A 21,750-nucleotide genomic window follows, 5' to 3' on the forward strand; every position below is an offset into this window, starting at 1 on the left:
CAACGTATCGATCACAGTAAAACTGATCAACCCAATCGCGATGGAAGAAGGCTTGCGCTTCGCTATCCGTGAAGGTGGTCGTACAGTCGGTGCAGGCGTTGTTGCTAAAATCATCGAGTAATTTGTAGTAATGAATCAAGCGCGGCAACCTGTTCTGGTTGCCGCTCAAATTCAGCCAGTATCAAACGTAGGGGTGTAGCTCAATTGGCAGAGCGACGGTCTCCAAAACCGTAGGCTGGGGGTTCGATTCCCTCCGCCCCTGCCACCATCTAAGCCGCAGGGCACCGAAAGTAAATACAGTATGTCTAATCATTCCGTCCAGACAGTCAGTACCTCCAATGACAAATATAAAGTCATTCTGGCGGTTTTTGCTGTAGTTGCTGGAATTGCTGCATTTTATGTTCTTGCTGGTCAGTCTACCTGGGTGCGCGCCGCAGCACTGGTGGTCGGTCTGGTGATTGCTGGTGGTTTGTTGGTAGTCTCAGACTTGGGACGCAATTTTGTTGAATTTGCTAAAGAATCTGTTCGTGAAACTAAGAAAGTAGTTTGGCCTACCCGTAAGGAAGCAGGTCAGATTACCGCTGTTGTTTTTGGTTTTGTGCTGGTGATGGCAATTTTCCTTTGGGGAACAGATAAATTCCTCGAGTTTATGTTGTATGACGTAATCCTTGGATGGAAAAAATAATGAGCGATAACATTCAGGAAAACGAACAAGGTACAGCGCCAGTGGTGTCTGTGCCTAAAAGTGCTAAAAGATGGTACGCGGTGCATGCGTATTCCGGTATGGAAAAAAGTGTTCAGCGTGCTCTGGTAGAGCGTATTGAACGCGCAGAAATGCAGGATAAATTTGGTCGCATTCTGGTTCCTACGGAAGAAGTCATCGAAGTGCGTAACGGCCGTAAGGCAGTGACTGAGCGCAGGCTGTTCCCGAGCTATGTATTCGTCGAAATGGAAATGACTGACGATACTTGGCATTTGGTTAAAAATACCAGCAAAGTAACTGGCTTTATTGGTGGTAAATCGAATAAGCCTTCTCCTATCCCTCAGCATGAAGTGGATAAGATCTTGCAGCAAATGCAGGATGGTGTAGAAAAACCAAGACCAAAAGTCTTGTATGAAGTGGGTGAAGTGGTTCGTATTAAAGAAGGCCCATTCACAGACTTTAACGGCAGCGTGGAAGAAGTTAATTACGAGAAATCGAAAGTCCGCGTCACCGTGACTATTTTTGGCCGTGCGACACCAGTAGAACTGGAATTCGCTCAGGTAGAAAAAGTCTGATCAGAATAAAAGAATAAATCGTTAATCAGTACGATGAAGGCAGTAATTCAGAAACTGATGCAAGCCGAGGAGCCTGGCAGTAGCAGTATCAAGTCAGGCGCTAATACTCATTTTATTTAGGAGCCAACATGGCAAAGAAAATTATTGGTTTTATCAAGCTGCAAGTGCCAGCTGGTAAAGCAAATCCATCCCCACCTATCGGTCCAGCTCTGGGTCAACGTGGTTTGAATATCATGGAATTCTGCAAAGCATTCAATGCGCAGACCCAAGGTATGGAACCAGGCATGCCAATTCCTGTTGTGATCACCGCATTTGCTGACAAGTCTTTCACATTCGTGATGAAGACGCCTCCAGCAACATACATGATCAAAAAAGCAGCTGGCATCACTAAAGGTTCTGCTAAGCCACATACCGACAAAGTTGGTAAGATCACTCGTGCTCAAGCTGAAGAAATCGCTAAAGTTAAAGCAAAAGATCTGACAGCAGCTGATATGGACGCAGCAGTCCGTACTATCGCTGGTTCTGCCCGTTCTATGGGTATCACGGTGGAGGGTCTGTAATGGCTAAGTTATCTAAAAAAGCAAAGTTGCTCGCAACTAAAGTCGATCGTCTGAAAGTTTACTCTTTCGATAACGCAGTTGCTCTGATCAAAGAATGCGCAACAGCGAAATTCAACGAATCCATCGACGTTTCCGTACAACTGGGTGTAGATCCTAAGAAATCTGACCAGGTAGTTCGTGGCGCAGTTGTATTGCCAGCTGGTACAGGTAAAACTGTACGTGTAGCGGTATTCGCGCAAGGTGCAAAAGCTGAAGAGGCGAAAGCAGCCGGTGCTGATATCGTTGGTATGGAAGATCTGGCAGAACGTGTTAAAGCTGGCGACATGCCATTTGATATCGTGATCGCTTCCCCAGACACTATGCGTATCGTTGGTACACTGGGTCAGGTACTGGGTCCACGTGGCCTGATGCCAAATCCAAAAGTTGGTACAGTAACTCCAGACGTTGCGACTGCAGTTAAAAATGCAAAAGCAGGTCAGGTGCAGTACCGTACAGATAAAGCTGGTATCATTCACACTACTATCGGTCGTAAGTCTTTTGCAGATGCAGATCTGAAAGCCAACCTGGTAGCGCTGATCGATGCTTTGAACAAAGCAAAACCAGCTTCTTCCAAAGGTGTTTACCTGCGTAAAGTATCCATCTCTTCCACGATGGGTGCTGGCGTACGTGTTGACCACGGAAATCTGGCTTAAGTAAGTAATTAAGTCCTCATGGCTCATGCCATGGGGCGAATCTTTGGGCTGAACAGTCAGTAATGGCTGTTCAGAGTGTCAAAGACCGTTGGGCTGATGTCCGTCAGGAATCAGTTAAACACCAAAGACGCAAGTCTGAAGAACCCAACGCAGATGGTGTACCCGAACAAGTTTTGTAGTGATTACTGGTCCGCCAGTGAAACTCCTAACTTCGGACGCCGTGTTCGAAACGATACGAAGGAAGCATGTCATCCTGATGTGCCTACTGACTATCATTAATGGAGGTTGACCGTGAGTCTCAATCTGAATGACAAAAAGGCCGTCGTCGCTGAAGTCTCTGCAAAAGTAGCAACTGCACAGACTATCGTCGTGGCTGAATATCGTGGCATCCAGGTCGGTCATTTGACGCAATTGCGTGCTTCTGCACGCGCTCAAGGCGTATACATGCGCGTGTTGAAAAACACACTGGCACGTCGCGCTGTTGAGGGAACTGCATTTGCCAGCCTCGCTTCTGAAATGACTGGTCCGTTGATTTATGCAATCTCGGAAGATGCCGTTGCAGCTGCTAAAGTCGTACAAGACTTTGCAAAAACCAACGACAAACTGGTTATCAAAGCAGGTAACTATGCAGGCAAATCGCTGGATAAAGCTGGCGTTGTTGCATTGGCAAGCATTCCTAGCCGTGAAGTACTGTTGGCGCAAGTTGTGGGCATGATGCAGGCACCTGTATCTGCATTTGCACGCGCTCTGGCAGCTGTGGCAGCGAAGAAAGAAGCAGAAGCTGCTTAATTGCAGTGTTTGTTTCCGTCAAATACCGTATCAATGTAATTAATTAATTGGAGTTTCAAATGGCAATTAGCAAAGACGATATCCTGGAAGCCGTAGGCGCGATGTCCGTAATGGATCTGAACGACCTGGTAAAAGCTTTCGAAGAAAAATTCGGCGTATCCGCAGCAGCAGTTGCAGCTGGTCCTGCAGCAGCTGGTCCTGCAGCAGCAGCTGAAGAACAAACAGAATTCACTGTTGTTCTGGCTGAAGCTGGCGCAAACAAAGTTAGCGTTATTAAAGCAGTTCGCGAAATCACCGGTCTGGGCTTGAAAGAAGCTAAAGATCTGGTTGACGGCGCACCTAAAGCAGTTAAAGAAGGTGTTGCTAAAGCTGACGCTGAAGCCGCTAAGAAAAAGCTGGAAGAAGCTGGCGCGAAAGTCGAAGTTAAGTAATTTCGCATTAAGGCAAATCTTCGGATTTGCCGAAGTCAAAGGCAGGAATCCTCTTGTAAGAGAGGGTTCCTCTTTGGCTTCTTTGTCGTTCAGGGTTGTTTAGCTGTTCATTAAGACCGAGGGCTGAGACTTGAGGTTTTTTGTCGCAGAGTTACTTGAATTTTGTGCCAGGAATCCTGAATTCTCCATCCTTCCTTGTCACTCACGGAGTGTCCATGCACTACTCATTTACTGAGAAGAAGCGTATTCGTAAATCTTTTGCGAAGCGCGCCAACGTCCACAACGTTCCGTTCTTGCTGGCGACTCAAATCGAGTCGTATAAAAGTTTTTTGCAAGAAGACAGAACGCCGGTAAACCGTAAAAATGAGGGCTTGCAGTCTGCCTTCACTTCGATTTTTCCTATCGTTTCACACAACGGGTTCGCTCGTCTCGAATTCTTGTCCTATGTTTTAGGTGATCCGGCATTTGACGTCAAGGAATGTCAACTGCGTGGTCTGACCTTTGCATCGCCATTACGTGCGAAAGTGCGTCTGGTCATTCTGGATAAAGAATCCCCGACTAAGCCAGTCGTCAAGGAAATGAAGGAACAGGAAGTCTACATGGGCGAACTGCCTTTGATGACGACCACAGGTTCTTTTGTTATTAACGGTACTGAGCGTGTGATCGTGTCTCAGTTGCACCGTTCCCCGGGTGTGTTCTTTGAACATGACCGCGGTAAGACGCACTCCTCCGGTAAGTTGCTGTTCTCCGCACGTATCATTCCTTACCGTGGTTCGTGGCTGGATTTCGAATTCGATCCAAAAGATATACTGTTCTTCCGTATTGACCGTCGTCGTAAGATGCCAGTCACTATTTTGTTGCGTGCTATTGGCATGAACAACGAGCAGATCCTGGCGAATTTCTTCGTATTCGACAATTTCAATCTGCACAGCGATGGCGCAGAGATGGAATTCGTTGCAGAGCGTCTGCGCGGTGAAGTCGCACGTTTCGATATTACCGACAAATCCGGTAAAGTGATCGTTGCCAAAGACAAGCGTATCAACGCAAAGCATGTCCGTGAAATCGAAGCCGGTGGTGTTAAACACATCTCCGTGCCTGAAGATTACCTGTTAGGTCGTGTGCTGGCGAAGAACATCATTGATGCGGATACCGGCGAAGTGATCGCTAACGCCAATGATGAATTGACCGAAGAATTGCTGGGTCGTCTGCGCGATGCGCGCGTGACTGATATCCAGACGCTGTACACCAATGATCTGGATCAGGGTGCCTACATTTCCCAGACGCTGCGTACTGACGACACCGCTGACCAGATGGCAGCCCGTGTAGCGATCTACCGCATGATGCGTCCTGGCGAACCGCCAACAGAAGAGTCCGTAGAAGCACTGTTCAATGGCTTGTTCTACAGCGAAGAACGTTACGATCTGTCCGCTGTCGGTCGCATGAAGTTCAACCGCCGTATTGGCCGTGATGAACTGACTGGCGCCATGACTTTGTCTAACGAAGACATTCTGGCAGTGATTAAGATCCTGGTTGAGCTGCGCAATGGCCGTGGCGAAGTGGATGATATCGATCACTTGGGTAACCGTCGCGTACGTTGCGTTGGTGAGTTGGCTGAGAATCAGTTCCGTGCCGGTCTGGTGCGTGTAGAACGTGCAGTGAAAGAACGTCTGGGTCAGGCAGAAGCCGATAACCTGATGCCTCACGATCTGATCAACTCCAAGCCGATTTCTGCTGCGATCCGCGAATTCTTCGGTTCGTCTCAGTTGTCCCAGTTTATGGATCAGACTAACCCGCTGTCCGAAATCACGCATAAGCGTCGTATTTCCGCATTGGGACCTGGTGGTCTGACCCGTGAACGTGCCGGCTTTGAAGTCCGCGACGTGCATCCGACCCACTACGGCCGTGTATGCCCGATTGAGACTCCTGAAGGTCCGAACATTGGTCTGATCAACTCGCTGGCTCTGTATGCGCGTCTGAACGAATACGGCTTCCTGGAAACACCATACCGTAAAGTTATCGACAGCAAGATCACTAACCAGATCGATTATCTGTCTGCAATCGAAGAAGGTCGTTACATCATCGCTCAGGCGAATGCGTCCATCGACAAAGATGGCACGCTGGTCGATGAGTTGGTATCTTCCCGTCAGGCTGGCGAAACGATACTGGTTTCTCCTGAGCGCGTTCAGTACATGGACGTGGCTACCGGTCAGGTGGTTTCCGTTGCGGCTTCGCTGATTCCGTTCCTCGAACACGATGATGCGAACCGTGCGTTGATGGGTGCCAACATGCAACGTCAGGCAGTTCCTTGCTTACGTCCAGAAAAAGCATTTGTCGGTACCGGTATCGAACGTACTGTGGCAGTTGACTCCGGTACGACGGTTCAGGCACTGCGTGGCGGTAAAGTCGATTACATCGATGCGGGCCGTATCGTTATTCGTGTGAACGATGACGAAGCGCAGGCAGGCGAAGTCGGTGTTGATATTTACAACCTGATTAAATACACACGTTCCAACCAGAACACCAATATCAACCAGCGTCCTATCGTGAAGGTCGGCGACGTGGTTGCGCGCGGTGACGTTCTGGCTGACGGTGCTTCGACCGATCTGGGCGAGCTGGCACTGGGTCAGAACATGCTGGTCGCGTTTATGCCTTGGAACGGCTATAACTTCGAAGATTCGATCCTGATCTCCGAAAAAGTGGTTGCTGACGACCGTTACACCTCGATTCATATCGAAGAGTTATCGGTTGTTGCACGTGACACCAAGCTGGGTGCAGAAGAAATTACCCGCGATATCTCCAACCTGGCTGAAAATCAGCTGGCGCGTCTGGATGAATCCGGTATCGTCTACATCGGTGCTGAAGTCACTGCTGGCGACACACTGGTCGGTAAAGTGACACCAAAAGGTGAAACTCAGCTGACACCGGAAGAAAAACTGCTGCGTGCGATTTTCGGTGAAAAAGCTTCTGACGTAAAAGATACTTCCCTGCGCGTGCCTTCCGGCATGGTAGGTACGGTCATCGACGTACAGGTCTTCACCCGCGAAGGTATCCAACGCGACAAACGTGCACAACAGATTATCGATGACGAACTGAAACGCTACCGCCTCGATCTGAACGATCAGCTGCGTATCGTGGAAGGCGATGCATTCGAGCGTCTGGAACGTATGCTGGAAGGTAAGATCGCTGACGGCGGCCCGAACAAACTGGCCAAAGGCACCAAGATCACTAAAGAATACCTGGCAAGCATAGACAAATATCACTGGTTCGATATTCGTCTGGCTGCTGATGATGCTGCCAATGCGCTGGTTGCGATGAAAGATTCCATCGCTGAAAAACGTCATCAGTTCGATCTGGCATTTGAAGAAAAACGTACCAAACTGACACAGGGCGATGAATTGCCACCTGGCGTACAGAAGATGGTCAAAGTCTATCTGGCCGTTAAACGTCGCCTGCAGCCTGGTGACAAGATGGCGGGTCGTCACGGTAATAAGGGTGTGGTTTCCCGTATCGTGCCTATCGAAGATATGCCTTACATGGCTGACGGTACACCGGCAGACATCGTACTGAACCCATTGGGTGTTCCATCCCGTATGAACGTGGGTCAGGTGTTGGAAGTGCATCTGGGCTGGGCAGCAAAAGGTCTGGGCTTGCGTATCGGCGAAATGCTGAAAGCAAAAGCTAAGGTAGAAGAACTGCGTGAATTCCTGAAGAAGATTTATAACGAATCTGGTAAACAGGAAGACATCGACAGCCTGTCCGAAGTTGAGATTCTGGAATTGACGAACAACCTGAAACATGGTGTTCCGTTTGCAACGCCGGTGTTTGACGGTGCCCACGAATCTGAAATTCGTCGCATGCTGGATCTGGCTTTCCCTGACCACATCGCACAACAACTAGGTATGACACCGTCTAAAAACCAGGTCACCCTGTTTGATGGACGTACCGGTGAAGCGTTTGAGCGTAAAGTCACCCTGGGTTATATGCATGTTCTCAAGCTGCATCATCTGGTTGATGATAAAATGCATGCCCGCTCGACTGGACCTTACTCTTTGGTGACGCAACAACCGCTGGGTGGTAAAGCTCAGTTCGGTGGTCAGCGTTTCGGTGAGATGGAGGTTTGGGCACTGGAAGCATACGGCGCGTCTTACGTCTTGCAAGAGATGTTGACCGTGAAGTCCGATGACGTGAATGGCCGTACCAAAGTGTACGAAAACCTCGTTAAGGGCGATCACGTGATCGACGCCGGTATGCCAGAGTCGTTCAACGTTCTGGTTAAAGAGATCCGTTCTCTGGGTATCGATATTGACCTGGAGCGCGACTGATCGCAGTCACCAGCAGGAAGGCCTTCTTGCTGGTGATGCTCACAGAGCAAAGTTTTTGTAGTCTTAGTAGTAAAGCCACCGCCCGAACGTGTTTCGGGCGTTGGTCATTCAGCTAGCCCGCAGTTTGGAAGTGGATTTTCGTTCCCGGTATCTGATGGAACCAGTTTTTCAAGGTAAATTCTGGCTCTCCCGTCGATGCGAACAGGGTCAGCGACGAAACAACTTCTCTTGCAGCACTATTCAGCCACCAAGCGTTTGCCGCGCTTAACTGGAGTGATATACATGAAAGCCCTGCTCGATTTATTCAAGCAAGTCCAACCAAACGAACAATTCGACGCGATCAAGATTGGTCTGGCGTCACCGGATAAAATCCGTTCCTGGTCTTATGGCGAAGTTAAAAAGCCAGAAACCATTAACTACCGTACCTTCAAGCCAGAACGTGATGGTCTGTTCTGCGCCAAAATTTTCGGACCGATCAAGGATTACGAATGCCTGTGCGGTAAGTACAAGCGTCTTAAGCATCGCGGTGTGATCTGCGAAAAGTGCGGCGTTGAAGTCACACTCGCCAAAGTGCGTCGTGAGCGCATGGGCCATATCGAACTGGCTTCCCCGACTGCGCATATCTGGTTCCTGAAGTCCCTGCCATCCCGTCTGGGTATGGTACTGGACATGACTTTGCGTGATATCGAGCGCGTACTGTATTTTGAAGCATACGTTGTGACCGATCCAGGCATGACTCCGCTGAAAAAATGCCAGATCATGTCGGAAGACGACTACGCTGCCAAATACGAAGAATACGGTGATGAATTCACCGCGTTCATGGGTGCCGAAGGTATCCGCGAATTGCTGCGTTCTATCGACATCGATCGTGATGCAGAAACCCTGCGCACTGAACTCAAAGAATCCAAATCTGAAGCCAAGATCAAGAAGTACGCTAAGCGTCTGAAAGTATTGGAAGCGTTCCAACGTTCCGGCATTAAGCCAGAATGGATGATCATGGAAGTGTTGCCGGTGCTGCCGCCTGAGCTGCGTCCTTTGGTACCGCTGGATGGTGGCCGTTTTGCGACTTCCGATCTGAACGATCTGTACCGCCGTGTGATTAACCGTAATAACCGTTTGAAGCGCCTGATGGAATTGCGCGCTCCGGAAATCATCACACGCAACGAAAAACGTATGCTCCAGGAAGCGGTTGACTCCCTGCTGGATAACGGTCGTCGCGGTAAAGCCATGACAGGCGCGAACAAGCGTCCGCTCAAGTCTCTGGCTGAAATGATCAAAGGTAAAGGCGGTCGTTTCCGTCAGAACTTGCTGGGTAAACGTGTTGACTACTCCGGTCGTTCCGTTATCGTGGTGGGTCCACAGCTGAAACTGCATCAGTGCGGTTTGCCTAAGCTGATGGCGCTGGAACTGTTCAAACCTTTCATCTTCAATAAACTGGAATTGATGGGTCTGGCAACCACCATCAAGGCAGCGAAGAAACTGGTTGAGATTCAGGAACCGGTCGTATGGGATATTCTGGAAGAAGTCATCCGCGAACATCCTATCATGCTGAACCGTGCGCCTACGCTGCACCGTCTGGGTATTCAGGCGTTTGAGCCGGTACTGATCGAAGGTAAAGCGATCCAGCTGCATCCTCTGGTCTGCGCGGCATTCAATGCTGACTTTGACGGTGACCAGATGGCGGTTCACGTTCCTCTGTCTATCGAAGCACAGATGGAAGCGCGCACACTGATGCTGGCATCCAATAACATTCTGTTCCCATCCAATGGTGAACCATCCATCGTTCCTTCCCAGGATATCGTTTTGGGTCTGTATTACGCAACGCGTGAAAAGATCAACGGTAAAGGCGAAGGCATGATGTTCCCTGACGTCTCCGAAGCTATCCGCGCCTGGGACAACAAGGAAGTGGAACTGACCACACGTATCACCGTCCGTATCACGGAATATCCAAAAGATGTGGCAACGGGTGAATTCGTTAAGACCATCAAGCGTTATGAAACGACAGTTGGCCGTGCCATCCTGTCTGAAATTCTGCCTAAAGGTCTGCCATTCAGCGTACTGAACCGTCCGCTGAAGAAGAAAGAAATTTCCAAACTGATCGATACCTCTTTCCGTAAGTGCGGTCTGCGCGCAACGGTCGTATTTGCCGATCAGCTGATGCAATCCGGTTTCCGCCTGGCGACCCGTGCAGGTATCTCTATCTGTATCGACGACATGCTGGTACCACCACAAAAAGTCACCCTGGTTGCGCAGGCTGAGCACGAAGTCAAACAGATCGAACAGCAATATGCATCCGGTCTGGTGACAGCTGGCGAACGCTACAATAAAGTGGTGGATATCTGGGGTAAAACCGGTGATGAAGTCGGTAAGGCGATGATGGAACAGCTCAAAGTTGAACCTGTCACCCGTCGCGATGGCACTGTCGGTACGCAAGAGTCCTTCAACGCGATTTACATGATGGCCGACTCCGGTGCGCGTGGTTCTGCTGCACAGATCCGTCAGCTGGCCGGTATGCGTGGTCTGATGGCGAAACCTGACGGCTCCATTATTGAAACGCCGATTACTGCGAACTTCCGTGAAGGTCTGAACGTTTTGCAGTACTTCATTTCCACTCACGGTGCGCGTAAAGGTCTGGCCGATACCGCGTTGAAGACAGCGAACTCCGGTTACCTGACACGTCGTCTGGTCGACGTTACCCAGGATCTGGTAGTGGTCGAAGACGATTGCGGAACAACCAACGGTTCTTCTATGAAGGCCCTGGTTGAAGGTGGTGAAGTGAACGTACCGCTGCGCGATCTGATTTTGGGTCGTGTTGCTGCCAACGATATCGTCAATCCTGAAACTCAGGAAACCCTGTACGCTGCCGGCTCTTTGCTGGATGAAGTATCGGTAGAACGTATCGAAGCCCTGGGCATTGATGAAGTCAAAGTCCGTACACCACTGACTTGCGACACCCGTTATGGTCTGTGCGCGATGTGCTACGGTCGTGATCTGGGTCGCGGTAATCTGGTCAACTCTGGTGAAGCAGTTGGTGTTATCGCTGCGCAGTCCATTGGTGAACCGGGTACACAGTTGACGATGCGTACCTTCCACATCGGTGGTGCAGCGTCGCGTGCCGCAGTGGCATCTTCGGTTGAAGCGAAATCCAACGGTACCATCCGTTTCACAGCAACCATGCGTTATGTGACTAACGGTAAAGGCGATCAGATCGTGATTTCCCGTTCCGGTGAAGTCCTGATCACTGACGATCATGGCCGTGAACGTGAACGTCATAAAGTACCTTACGGTGCGACCCTGATCGTGAAAGACGGTCTGGTGATCAAAGCTGGTACAGCACTGGCAACATGGGATCCGCTGACCCGTCCTATCATTACCGAATACACCGGTACGGTGAAATTCGAAAACGTTGAAGAAGGCGTGACTGTTGCAAAACAGGTAGATGAAGTGACTGGTCTGTCCACCCTGGTGGCGATCGATCCTAAGCGTCGTGGCGCAGCAGGCAAATCGGTACGTCCACAGGTTAAGCTGCTCAATGAAAATGGCGACGAAGTCAAAATCGCCGGTACTGAGCATGCAGTGACGATCGGCTTCCAGGTTGGCGCGCTGATTACCGTGAAAGACGGTCAGCAAGTTACCGTTGGTGAAGTTCTGGCGCGTATTCCTACCGAATCCCAGAAAACCCGTGATATTACCGGTGGTCTCCCACGTGTTGCTGAGCTGTTTGAAGCACGTTCACCAAAAGATGCAGGTATGCTGGCCGAAGTGACCGGTACCGTTGCGTTTGGTAAGGAAACCAAAGGTAAGCAACGTCTGGAAATCACCGACATGGACGGTCAGAAACATGAGTTCCTGATCACCAAGGACAAGCAGGTTCTGGTCCATGACGGCCAGGTCGTCAACAAAGGTGAGATGATCGTGGACGGCCCGGCTGATCCGCAAGACATCCTGCGTTTGCTGGGTATCGAAGCGCTGGCACGCTACATCGTGGATGAAGTGCAGGACGTGTACCGTTTGCAGGGCGTTAAGATCAATGACAAGCACATTGAAGTGATCGTACGTCAGATGCTGCGTCGTGTTGTTGTGGTCAATCCAGGCGACACCAACTACATCGTGGGTGAACAGGTAGAACGTTCCGAGCTGCTCGATGAAAACGATCGTGTCACGAAGGAAAACGGCATTCCTGCAACATATGAAAATATTTTGCTGGGTATTACCAAAGCTTCCTTGTCGACCGACTCCTTCATCTCTGCGGCGTCCTTCCAGGAAACCACACGCGTTCTGACAGAAGCGGCGATCATGGGCAAGAAAGATGGTCTGCGCGGTCTGAAAGAAAACGTCATCGTGGGTCGTCTGATACCTGCCGGTACCGGTCTGGCATTCCACCGTGCACGCAAGCTCAAAGAGACTTGGGAAGCCGACGAACGTCAGGCTATGCTGGAAGCAGAAAAAGCAGTATTTGCACCAGCACCTGAAGTCGCAGCAAGTGATGTGACAGAAGGCGGCGAAGCTTAAGCTAAGCTGAAGTAAAATAGAAACGGCACCGTAGTCAGACTACGGTGCCGTTTTTTATTGGCGCAGGCAGAGCATGCCTGGCCACCAGGCCAGCAGGCCGATATCTGGAATACCCAACTTATGACTAATGATCTTGCCCATTACGATGCGGCCAGCATACTGGCACAGCGCGATGCTTTCGGCATGCTGGCCGATGTGGAAGTGCTGGCTGAAACCGGATCGACCAATGCGGACCTGATGGCGCGGCTGGGGCAGTTGCAGCGCCCGGTGATGCTGGTGGCCGAGCGCCAGACCGCAGGCCGTGGCCGTGCAGGCCGTAGCTGGCATTCTGTGCCTGGCGGCGTACTGACTTTCTCACTGGCCTGGCATTTTCCAGCCGCTGCCCACACCTTGTCAGGCTTACCGCTGGCAATCGGGGTTGCGGTGGCGGAGCTGCTGCAGGCACTGGACTTGCCGGTGCAGCTAAAATGGCCGAATGACATTTTGCGCGATGATAAAAAACTCGCTGGCATACTGGTTGAGAGCGCAGCCGATAAGCAGGGTGGCAGCTGGGTTGTGGCCGGAATAGGGTTGAATTTACAGATTCCAGCCGAACTGGAAACCCAGATAGGACGCGAAGTCGCAGATGCGCCCTGGCTGGCCAGGATGGACAAAAACCTGTTGTTGGCACGCTTACTCAATGCACTCGCGCGCTGTCTGGATCAGTTTGGCCGCGATAGCTTCGCCGCTTTCGCAGAGCGCTGGAATGCAATGCATGCGTATGCAAATCAGCCGGTACAGATCATGGAGGCAGAGCAGATCCTACAGCAAGGTATTGCGCTGGGTGTGGATACTCAGGGTTGTCTGTTATTGCAAACCCAGGCCGGCATCAGGACTATCGTTGCGGGTGATGTCTCTTTGCGGCAGGCTGGCAGTCACGTCTAAAGAAGGATGAATATGTTGTTATTGATCGATGCGGGCAATACCCGCGTCAAATGGGCCATGCACCCTCGTCAGCCAGCCCTTGCAAGGCAGACTGCACCACAATGGAGTCAACTGGCTTCCGTTGCGCATGCAGATATCGCACAACTCAGCGCTGACTGGCAAAGTACAGCTTTGCACAAGCAGGTCAGCGCGATCTGGATTTCGAATGTCGCAGGTGTCGCCATGCGTGAACACTTACTGACCCAGCTGCAGAGCTTGTTCGCCGATGTCACTGTACACTGGTTTCAGTCGCAAGCCCGTTGTGCCGGCGTGATCAATCAGTATAGGCAGCCGACCCAATTAGGCTGTGATCGCTTTGCCTCCGCGATAGGCGCGCATTTTTTGTATCCCGACAGCGGTAAGCTGGTCGCTACCTGTGGTACGGCGACCACGGTAGATGCCGTGACAAAAGCGGGTGAATTTGCCGGTGGCATGATCTTGCCGGGGTTGAAGCTGATGGCAGAATCGCTGGCCAGAAATACCGCGCAATTACCTCAGGTAGCAGAAAGCATAGGCGTGAGTCAGCCCTTTGCTGATAATACGGATCAGGCCATCGTCAGTGGTTGCATACATGCACAAGCCGGAGCGATACGCATGGCGTATGAAGCCTTGCAGGCACGTGACAAGGCTTCAACTGATATGCAGTCTGCACCGGTTTGTCTGATTTCCGGTGGCGCCGCCCCTTATCTGACGCCCCATCTGGGATTTTCTGCTCTGCATGTACCGAATCTGGTCTTGACGGGGCTGCTTGTCGTGGCACAATCAAGCCCACATTGAAAAAGAGATTTGATCATGTTGCGATTTGTATTCTGGACCCTGTTCATCAGTAATCTGGCACTGGCTGGCTATCAGTTTGGACTGGCCGGAAAATGGCCTTTGGAAACGCGCGAACCTGAACGTCTGAAGCAGCAGGTGCGTACCGACCAGCTGGTGCAGATTTCAGCCAGCGCGGCACAGACCAGCAGCGAGCCGGTTGCTGCTGAACCTGAAAAAAAACCTGAAGTTATCGCCTGTCTGGAATTGGGTAACTTTCTGCAAAGCGACGCTGCCAAAATTGAAGACAAACTGAAAACCCTGGCCTTGGGCGACCGTCAGTCACGCATCAATATTTCAGAAACCGCTTCTCATATGGTATTCATTCCATCCCAGGGAAGTAAGGAAGGCGCGGATAAAAAAATCAGCGAGCTGAAACGTATCGGCGTCAGTGATTATTTCGTCATTCAGGATCAGAGTAATCTGCGCTGGGGTATTTCTTTGGGCATATTCAAGACCGAAGAAGCAGCTAAACAGCATCTGAGCAACCTAAATAACAAAGGCGTACGCACCGCCCGCATCATGCCGCGCGCGCTGACCACTAATAAGTTTGCCTACCAGCTTCATCAGGTAAATGGCGACGAAAAAAGCAAGCTGGATGCGCTGATTAAGGACTTGCCTGCGCATGAGGAGCGTAGCTGTCAGAAAACTTCCTAGATAAAAATTTATACTAACAAATCCCGCCAAGGTAGTGGAGTTAAAAAAGCCCGCGATATAAAGCGGGCTTTCGGCTTACTGAACCTAGCGCCTGATTACTCTTTAATCCCCCACTGTCCCAACATCCAGGCGAGTTCGAAACTGTATTCTTTCAAGGCATCATAACGTCCTGAGGCGCCGCCGTGGCCAGCTGCCATATTGACTTTTAATAGCAGCGGATTCTGGTCGGTTTTATGGGCGCGCAGTTTGGCCACATATTTTGCCGGCTCCCAGTACATCACCTGACTGTCATTGAGCCCGGTGGTGACCAGGATGGACGGGTAGGCTTTCTTTTCTATATTGTCGTAAGGTGAATAACTGCGCATGTAATCATAAGCCGTCTTTTGATTCGGATTTCCCCATTCCAGATATTCGCCGGTCGTTAATGGCAGACTGGCATCCATCATCGTATTCATCACATCCACAAACGGCACGGCGGCGTGCACGGCTTTGAACAGCTCTGGACGCATATTGGTGACTGCACCCATGAGCAGGCCACCGGCACTGCCGCCCTGGATAATCAGTTTTTCCGGACTGGTCCATTTTTCCTGTATCAGGTATTCGGTGCTGGCGATGAAATCAGTGAAGGTATTTTTCTTCTTCATCAGCATGCCATCTTCATGCCAGTGCTCACCCATGTCGCTGCCGCCTCGTATGTGGGCTTCCGCATAGATCACACCGCGATCGAGCAAGCTGAGCCGCTCGGCGGAAAACGTCGCTTCGCTGGAAATACCGTAACTGCCATAGGAGGACAGTAAGGCTGGCGCACTGCCATCCAGCGGAACGCCTTTTTTGTATACGACCCACAAAGGTATTTTTACCCCGTCTTTCGCGCTGGCCCACAGACGGCTGGTTTCGTACTGGCTGGCGTCATAGCCGCCAATGATTTCCTGTTGTTTAAGGATCTTACGCTCGCCACTGGCCATATCCACATCCATGATCATCGGCGGGGTGATGGGAGATTGATACGATATACGCAGCTGGCTGGATTTGTATTCCGGTGTTCCCTCGCTCACCGCCAGATAGACCGGATCATTGAAGCTGATGGCTTTCCACTGTTTGGTCTGGAAGTCATAAATCCGCATGCGGTTCAGGGCCTGACTGGATTCAGACAGCACCAGATAGTCGCTGAAAACTTCGATATGCTGCAATAAGACATTCTTGTCATGTGCAAGCAGTTCGGTCCAGTTTTTCTGTAAAGGGCGGGCCAGTGGCGTTGTCAGTAGCCGGAAATTTTTAGCGTTCTTATTGCTGAGTATGTAGAGCTGTCCATGACGGTGTTCCAGTTGATAGCGGTGTCCTTGCTGACGACCTAGCAAACTGCGTAACTTGGTTTGTGGCTGGCTGGCCGGGATGAACCAGGATTCGCTCGTATCTGTTGCTTCGGATTTCAATTCAATGAATTGCTCATCATGGGTGGTACTGACTTGCAGTGAAAATTGTTCGACTTTTTCATGATAGACGGGGACTGCTTTTCCACCCAGTGACAACCTGAACAGCCGGTTCGAACGCTTAGTTTTTGCGTCTTCCTGTACAAAAAACAGCGTCTTGTTATCTGCAGCCCAGGCCAGGCTGGTCACACGTTCCGCGCGGTCACTCAGTATTTCTCCTGTTTTCAAATCTTTGATTTGCAACGTGAACTGACGGTATCCGGTGGTATCGGTCAGGTAAGCAAGATAGCGGTCATCCGGACTGATCAGGCTTTGTCCGATGTCGAAAAAGGTAAGTCCTTGCGCGAGCAGATTTTCGTCCAGCAGGATTTCTTCGCTGGCTTTATCGTCATAGTTGCCCTGTGCATCGGCCAGACGACGACAGTAGATGGGATATTGCTTACCTGCCTCAGTGCGGTTGTAGTAATAGTATTTCCCTTTACGTACCGGTACTGATAAATCGGTTTCCCTCATACGTGCTTTAGTTTCCTGAAACAGCTTTTCCGCAAGCGGCTGAATGTCAGCCGTCATCGCCGTCGTATAGGCATTTTCTGCATTCAGATAAGCGATCACATTCGGATCCTCTTTCTTTTGCAGCCAGCGATAATCATCGGTGACGATTTCGCCATGACGTTTTTCTTTCCAGGGGATTTTGGCTGCGACTGGTGCGGTGATGTTTTGTTTTTTGAGCCAAGGCATAGGTGAATCAACGATATCGGCCTGCGCTGCAGGTAATGTGATGATGGCGAGTAATGTACTGAGGGTGGCGGTGGTGATCTGTTTGAACAGCATAGTATCTATCCTTTTCTGCCTGTTTCCATCCGTATTGGCAGCTTTGTTATTCCTGTCATGATTGTCGATTTCACTGTCTTTCCTCAAGGGGGAGGGACAGCACCGGTTGGCAGTCGATGCGGTGCGCGACTGGGGCTGCCGGTGAGCTGGATCCAGCCGCTGCGCACACCTTGATAAGGATCCTGTGTGACCAGGCGGTCGCTGTCTTCGTTCACCGATATAAATAGCCAATGCTGAGCTTGTCTGTATTCGCCACCCAGTATGCGGTAACGCGCTCCAGGCTGATAGCGGCGTACGATATTGCCATACACTGCATGTTGCATCATGCTGCTGAGGCCCAGGTCGTAACGGTCTTGCCGGCTGGGTGAGGAACGCAGTATCAAGGTTTGATGCGCAGTCACGGTACTTTTCTGGTTCAGCGTATGCTCAGGCAGGATGGTGGCGGTATGCAGTTTAACGCGAGTGAATTGTCTGAGGTTGTCACTGTTGCCGATGAAATATGCTTCCGCCAACGCACCGCAACAGGAATCTGCCACACTGCTGAGCTGGCTGCCATCGGCAGAAATACGCAGTAGCTGTTCGCGAAAAATGCCGTCCTGTTTTATTGTGTAGCCTTGGGCATTGCCGAACCAGATCAGCGTGGCATTGCCTTCTGCGCATAGTGCGTTACCGGTATAGATCACATCTTCATGGCCATCCTGATTGATATCCAGTGTATAGAAATGACCATCATGTAAATCATGCTGGAAAGCGCGCTCAGACCAGGAACAGTCAGGACCTTCCAGCACATTAGGGCTTGTGCTTAATTGCCGGTAAGCGGCGAGCAAGGCAGGTTGTCGCTCCGCCAAAGCGGCACCACTTAGTGTGCGTTGTGCAGAAACGGTACGCCAGTCTCGCGTTTCAGGGAACAGACGCAGGCTTTTTTCCGCCGCTGTGAGGGGTGTGGATGCCGCTGCTGCCTGTAACACCGGTACACAGGCAAGCAAGCCTATACAAAGACTAAATTTCAAGCAGAGATGCAGAATAGAAGCAGGACTCGTGAATCGGATAGACATAGGGCTCTCCCTCAGGTTATCAGAAACATTGCGCATTGACGGTCATTCATGCAGCTCACAGCATCATGCAAATGCAGCATTTAGTTCATGTCAATTCACGCTGAGCAGTACAAATTAGCGTGCCCGGACATCGGCCTGAATGACATGTGACCGCTTAAAAAAAGCGTTGCAGATGCAACGCTTGATAGGGCTATTTACATGGCGGCACCCCGCGAGGGTGCCACCGCAGAATACAGCTCAATGCTCAGGCCAGCACACTTCCGTTTCTGTACCAAGAGCACGCGGCAAGAGCAAGGCCGGTGTCGCTGCAGGTGCTTGCACAGCATGCGGGTCCAGCGCACGGCTGGCCAGATCAGCCAACTCGTCCCAGTGTGCTTTTTGGGCGCCGGCAGCTTTACCAGCAAATACCGATTTCAGCGTCTTGATTTCAGCACGTACATAAGCTTTGCTGTCGTCATTGCCGCTGGCGTTCAGCCTGTCGGTGAGCGCGTTCAGGTAATTCCTTTGCAGGGTGCGGCGCGCCTGAGTCGTCGCGTCGCCATACACTGATCCGCGTAGGTCAGATAATAGTTCGGCCAATGTGTAGGCCTTATCACCTGCTGCTGCCTCTTGCTGAATCAGACGGTTACTGCGGCTGCGGCTGATCAGATTATTCAGTACTGCTTGCTGTGCCGCTGCCAGCCTTGCTGCCGGCTCGGAAGGACGCAGGCGCTGAGTGATCGCGGGTTCGAACAACCAGGTTGGTGTCTGGAATACTTGTTCGCCAAGGAATTTCACCGCTTGCTTTTGACGCTCTTTCGGTAAGGCAGAGAAAATCGCACCGGTCTGATCACCATGCTTATTCTGACTGTCGTAACCACCGACTACACTGACGACGTGACCGATTTCGCGCTGCCATTGACTCCAGGTCGCACCATATAATTCTTCCAATGTGCGGTCATCGCGGTCTGCTTTGATCGCCATTGCAGGCAACTGTTTCACGATGCGTTGCAGATTTTTGATACCGAGTGAAGTGGCATAGACCGGATCGGCATCGCCAACGGCTTCAGTCAGTTCACCAAAGTCATCCTCTTTTTTGACTGCAGAGAAACGCAGCCAGGGTTTGCTATCCTGCTCGCGTATCCAGGTACGCAGGATGGGTAATTCTTCTTCTGGTGTTTTGGCACTTGGAATCGGTGCGTAACCCCAGTGGGTGGCAAAGACATCGTAAGGGCCGATTTTTGGAATTAACAGCTGAGGGTCGATCTTGTCTTCCGGTTGCACCAGATAATTGATACGGCTGTAATCCATCAGTGTGGCAACATGGCCCATTTCTTTCAGCCATTTCGGGTCACGCAGTTTGTTTGCCGGATACAGCGAACTGGATTTCATATTATGCGGGAAGCCCAAAGAGTGACCCACTTCATGCGTCACCACATAAGCCACCAGGTCGCCCATCAAATCATCCGGCAGTGGCAACTTTTGGGCGCGAGGATCAACGGCACCCGCCTGTGTCACATACCAGTCGCGCTGCAATTGCATGATGTTGTGGTACATCACGATATTCGCATTCAGAATTTCGCCTGAGCGCGGATCGGATAAATGCGGACCGTAAGCATTCGGGATCTTGGAGGGCACCCAGCGGATCACGCTGTAGCGCACATCTTCCGGATCGAACTCAGGATCTTCTTCTTTGGTCGGGAAAGGGCGTGCCTGAATCGCGTCTTTGAAACCAGCGCCTTCAAAGGCGACATTCCAGGCTTCCACGCCTTTTTTGACATAGGGAACCAGCCAGGCTGGGGTGGATTTATCGATATACCAGACGACAGGTTTGACCGGTTTCGATATCGCGGCATCCGGGTCTGCTTTTTCCAGACGCCAGCGTGCAATCAGGCGCTCCGTTTTTACACCATGTTCAGTGGTGCCGAAATCGACCTGGCTTAGGCCGAAAAAGCCAACGCGATCATCTGCGAGGCGCGGTTTCATCGGCTGTTCTGGCAATTGCACGATGTTATAGGCGACATCCACGGTTGCGCTGCGTATCGGCGGGGTTGGCAAAGGCGGCAGGCCAGGAATGGTAGGCACCGGCGTCGGCATCAGGCCATAAGTCTGCACGGCATCTACCCGCACGCTGCTGGCAAAGGCTTTGCTGCGGTCGATATAGCTGCGGCTGCTGTCCATGGCGGCCGCGCGCAGAGTAGAGCGTGCACTGAAGTCACCGACTTCTGAGGTGAACAGGCGGCTGACTTCAAATACCGGTGCGCCATCTTTGGCATAAGCCTCGACCGGGAACACCGCCAAAATGGCATCACGCTGAGAGTCTTTCACGGCTGGTGTGATGCTGCTGTCCGGCGCGCTGACATACGAGTGGGAGACGATCTGCAGATAGACGCGATTCGACTTGACGGTGAAACGCACCACATCTTCATTGAGCGATTTACCGACATGGTCGACATTGGCCGGCACGGCGGTTGCGTTGGCGACCATCAGCAAAGGTTTATTGATCAGTGCTTTTGGAAATTCGAAATACAATTTGCCTTTGATGGTGTGCAGCTTGATCAGACCTGCCTGGGTTTTGGCATCGGCCGTCACGACTTTGTCGTAAGGCTTGATATCCGAAGGGGCTTCGGCAGCGGGTTTGACGGCGGCAGTGCTGGCTGCGGTGGCATCCGCATTGACCGCAGGTGGTTTAGCCGGGGTTGTCGGTGTCGGTGGCGTATCTGCAAAAGCCAGAGCGTGTACAGCCATGGCTAAACCAAGTGCGCATTGTTTTTTTGTAAGTCGCATGGATCGGTCTTTTCAGTATGTGATGGTGGCGTCAGAAAGCGCTGACGACGCGTGCAACTCTGACCATGTGGCGAATAAAGAGTTCTGGTATTTTAATTTTTTATTTGAACAGCGGATTTGGCGATAGCAGGCTGGATACGTCCCGACGATAGCGGGCTTAGCTGATTTTTTTATTCAGGTATTTCGGTGATTCGGCGTAGCCTTGTCGTGCATAGAAGCGATGGGCTTCAGTGCGTCTTTCATGGCAATGTACCTCGATGCGGTCGCAGCCATAATCGGAGGCCAGTTGCACCGCCCGCTGCTCCAGCAAGGTGCCTATGCCACGGTTGCGTGCGCCGTCGGCGACACAAAAGTAACTGATGCGGCAAAAGTCTCCCGCCAGCGCTAGCTGGGGAATGAAATGCAGCGAGATGCAGCCCAATACCGTTTGCTCGTCCACAGCCAGTATCAAAGTCGCATCCGGATGCGACAGTAATTGCTTAATACGGCTCTCGATAAAGGCATGCGAGCCCGGGTAGTCGAGTTCAGCAAGCAGGTCGGCAACAGCCTGTGCATCCTGGGGGCGGGCGGGTCTCAGACTGATCATGATAAGGCGCTGAAGAAGGGTACAAGTAAAGCAAAAATGCTTCTTGCAAACAGGGTAGTAAAAAA

At 51.3% G+C, this 21,750-nt stretch carries 16 protein-coding genes and 1 tRNA gene; 13 read left to right on the plus strand and 4 right to left on the minus strand.

Annotated features, from left to right (window positions below; translation table 11 throughout):
• The 13 genes from H8K47_RS14885 to H8K47_RS14945 all read left to right on the plus strand — a co-directional run.
• Nucleotides 1-121: EF-Tu C-terminal domain-related protein (locus H8K47_RS14885; RefSeq protein WP_456243333.1), on the plus strand; the 121-nt coding region annotated here is incomplete at its 5' end.
• Between the two features lie 68 nt (nt 122-189).
• A tRNA-Trp gene (locus H8K47_RS14890) sits at nt 190-265 on the plus strand.
• 36 nt (nt 266-301) lie between these two features.
• Nucleotides 302-685 carry a preprotein translocase subunit SecE gene (gene secE, locus H8K47_RS14895; protein ID WP_186882196.1) on the plus strand — a complete coding sequence of 128 codons (384 nt, stop codon included), beginning with the start codon at nt 302-304 and terminating at the stop codon, nt 683-685.
• Nucleotides 685-1,278 carry a transcription termination/antitermination protein NusG gene (gene nusG / locus H8K47_RS14900; protein WP_186882197.1) on the plus strand — a complete coding sequence of 198 codons (594 nt, stop codon included), beginning with the start codon at nt 685-687 and terminating at the stop codon, nt 1,276-1,278. Before secE ends, nusG begins: the two co-directional genes overlap by 1 nt.
• Before the next feature lie 128 nt (nt 1,279-1,406).
• Nucleotides 1,407-1,838 carry a 50S ribosomal protein L11 gene (gene rplK, locus H8K47_RS14905; protein WP_162021608.1) on the plus strand — a complete coding sequence of 144 codons (432 nt, stop codon included), beginning with the start codon at nt 1,407-1,409 and terminating at the stop codon, nt 1,836-1,838.
• Nucleotides 1,838-2,530, plus strand: a complete 693-nt coding sequence (rplA, locus tag H8K47_RS14910) for a 50S ribosomal protein L1 (RefSeq protein WP_186882198.1) — start codon at nt 1,838-1,840, stop codon at nt 2,528-2,530. Before rplK ends, rplA begins: the two co-directional genes overlap by 1 nt.
• Nucleotides 2,531-2,821: 291 nt before the next feature.
• Nucleotides 2,822-3,319 (plus strand): 50S ribosomal protein L10, encoded by a 498-nt coding sequence (rplJ, locus tag H8K47_RS14915; RefSeq protein ID WP_186882199.1) that lies wholly within the window; start codon nt 2,822-2,824, stop codon nt 3,317-3,319.
• A 59-nt stretch (nt 3,320-3,378) separates the two neighbouring features.
• On the plus strand, nt 3,379-3,750 hold the full coding sequence (gene rplL, locus H8K47_RS14920) for a 50S ribosomal protein L7/L12 (protein WP_186882200.1): 372 nt from the start codon (nt 3,379-3,381) through the stop codon (nt 3,748-3,750).
• 215 nt (nt 3,751-3,965) lie between these two features.
• Complete coding sequence (gene rpoB / locus H8K47_RS14925; RefSeq protein ID WP_186882201.1) at nt 3,966-8,072, plus strand: DNA-directed RNA polymerase subunit beta; 4,107 nt, start codon at nt 3,966-3,968, stop codon at nt 8,070-8,072.
• A 282-nt stretch (nt 8,073-8,354) separates the two neighbouring features.
• Nucleotides 8,355-12,584, plus strand: coding sequence for a DNA-directed RNA polymerase subunit beta' (gene rpoC / locus H8K47_RS14930; RefSeq protein WP_186882202.1), 4,230 nt, complete (start codon nt 8,355-8,357; stop codon nt 12,582-12,584).
• Between the two features lie 120 nt (nt 12,585-12,704).
• Nucleotides 12,705-13,508 (plus strand): biotin--[acetyl-CoA-carboxylase] ligase, encoded by an 804-nt coding sequence (locus tag H8K47_RS14935; RefSeq protein ID WP_186882203.1) that lies wholly within the window; start codon nt 12,705-12,707, stop codon nt 13,506-13,508.
• A gap of 12 nt (nt 13,509-13,520) precedes the next feature.
• Nucleotides 13,521-14,324, plus strand: coding sequence for a type III pantothenate kinase (locus tag H8K47_RS14940; RefSeq protein WP_186882204.1), 804 nt, complete (start codon nt 13,521-13,523; stop codon nt 14,322-14,324).
• A gap of 15 nt (nt 14,325-14,339) precedes the next feature.
• Entirely contained in the window at nt 14,340-15,017 is a 678-nt protein-coding gene (locus H8K47_RS14945) for an SPOR domain-containing protein (RefSeq protein ID WP_186882205.1), read from the plus strand.
• A 95-nt stretch (nt 15,018-15,112) separates the two neighbouring features.
• Here H8K47_RS14945 and H8K47_RS14950 read toward each other — a convergent pair whose 3' ends face one another.
• From H8K47_RS14950 to H8K47_RS14965, 4 genes are all read right to left on the minus strand, one after another.
• Nucleotides 15,113-17,278, minus strand: coding sequence for a S9 family peptidase (locus tag H8K47_RS14950; protein WP_186882206.1), 2,166 nt, complete (start codon nt 17,276-17,278; stop codon nt 15,113-15,115).
• Between the two features lie 83 nt (nt 17,279-17,361).
• Nucleotides 17,362-18,333, minus strand: a complete 972-nt coding sequence (locus tag H8K47_RS14955) for a hypothetical protein (protein WP_186882207.1) — start codon at nt 18,331-18,333, stop codon at nt 17,362-17,364.
• 237 nt (nt 18,334-18,570) lie between these two features.
• Nucleotides 18,571-21,060, minus strand: coding sequence for a zinc-dependent metalloprotease (locus tag H8K47_RS14960; RefSeq protein WP_186882208.1), 2,490 nt, complete (start codon nt 21,058-21,060; stop codon nt 18,571-18,573).
• A gap of 196 nt (nt 21,061-21,256) precedes the next feature.
• Nucleotides 21,257-21,685, minus strand: a complete 429-nt coding sequence (locus H8K47_RS14965; protein WP_186882209.1) for a GNAT family N-acetyltransferase — start codon at nt 21,683-21,685, stop codon at nt 21,257-21,259.
• Between the last annotated feature and the right edge of the window lie 65 nt (nt 21,686-21,750).

This window comes from Cognatundibacterium rugosum (assembly GCF_014284365.1).
In the GTDB taxonomy this organism is placed as follows: domain Bacteria; phylum Pseudomonadota; class Gammaproteobacteria; order Burkholderiales; family Burkholderiaceae_D; genus Undibacterium; species Undibacterium rugosum.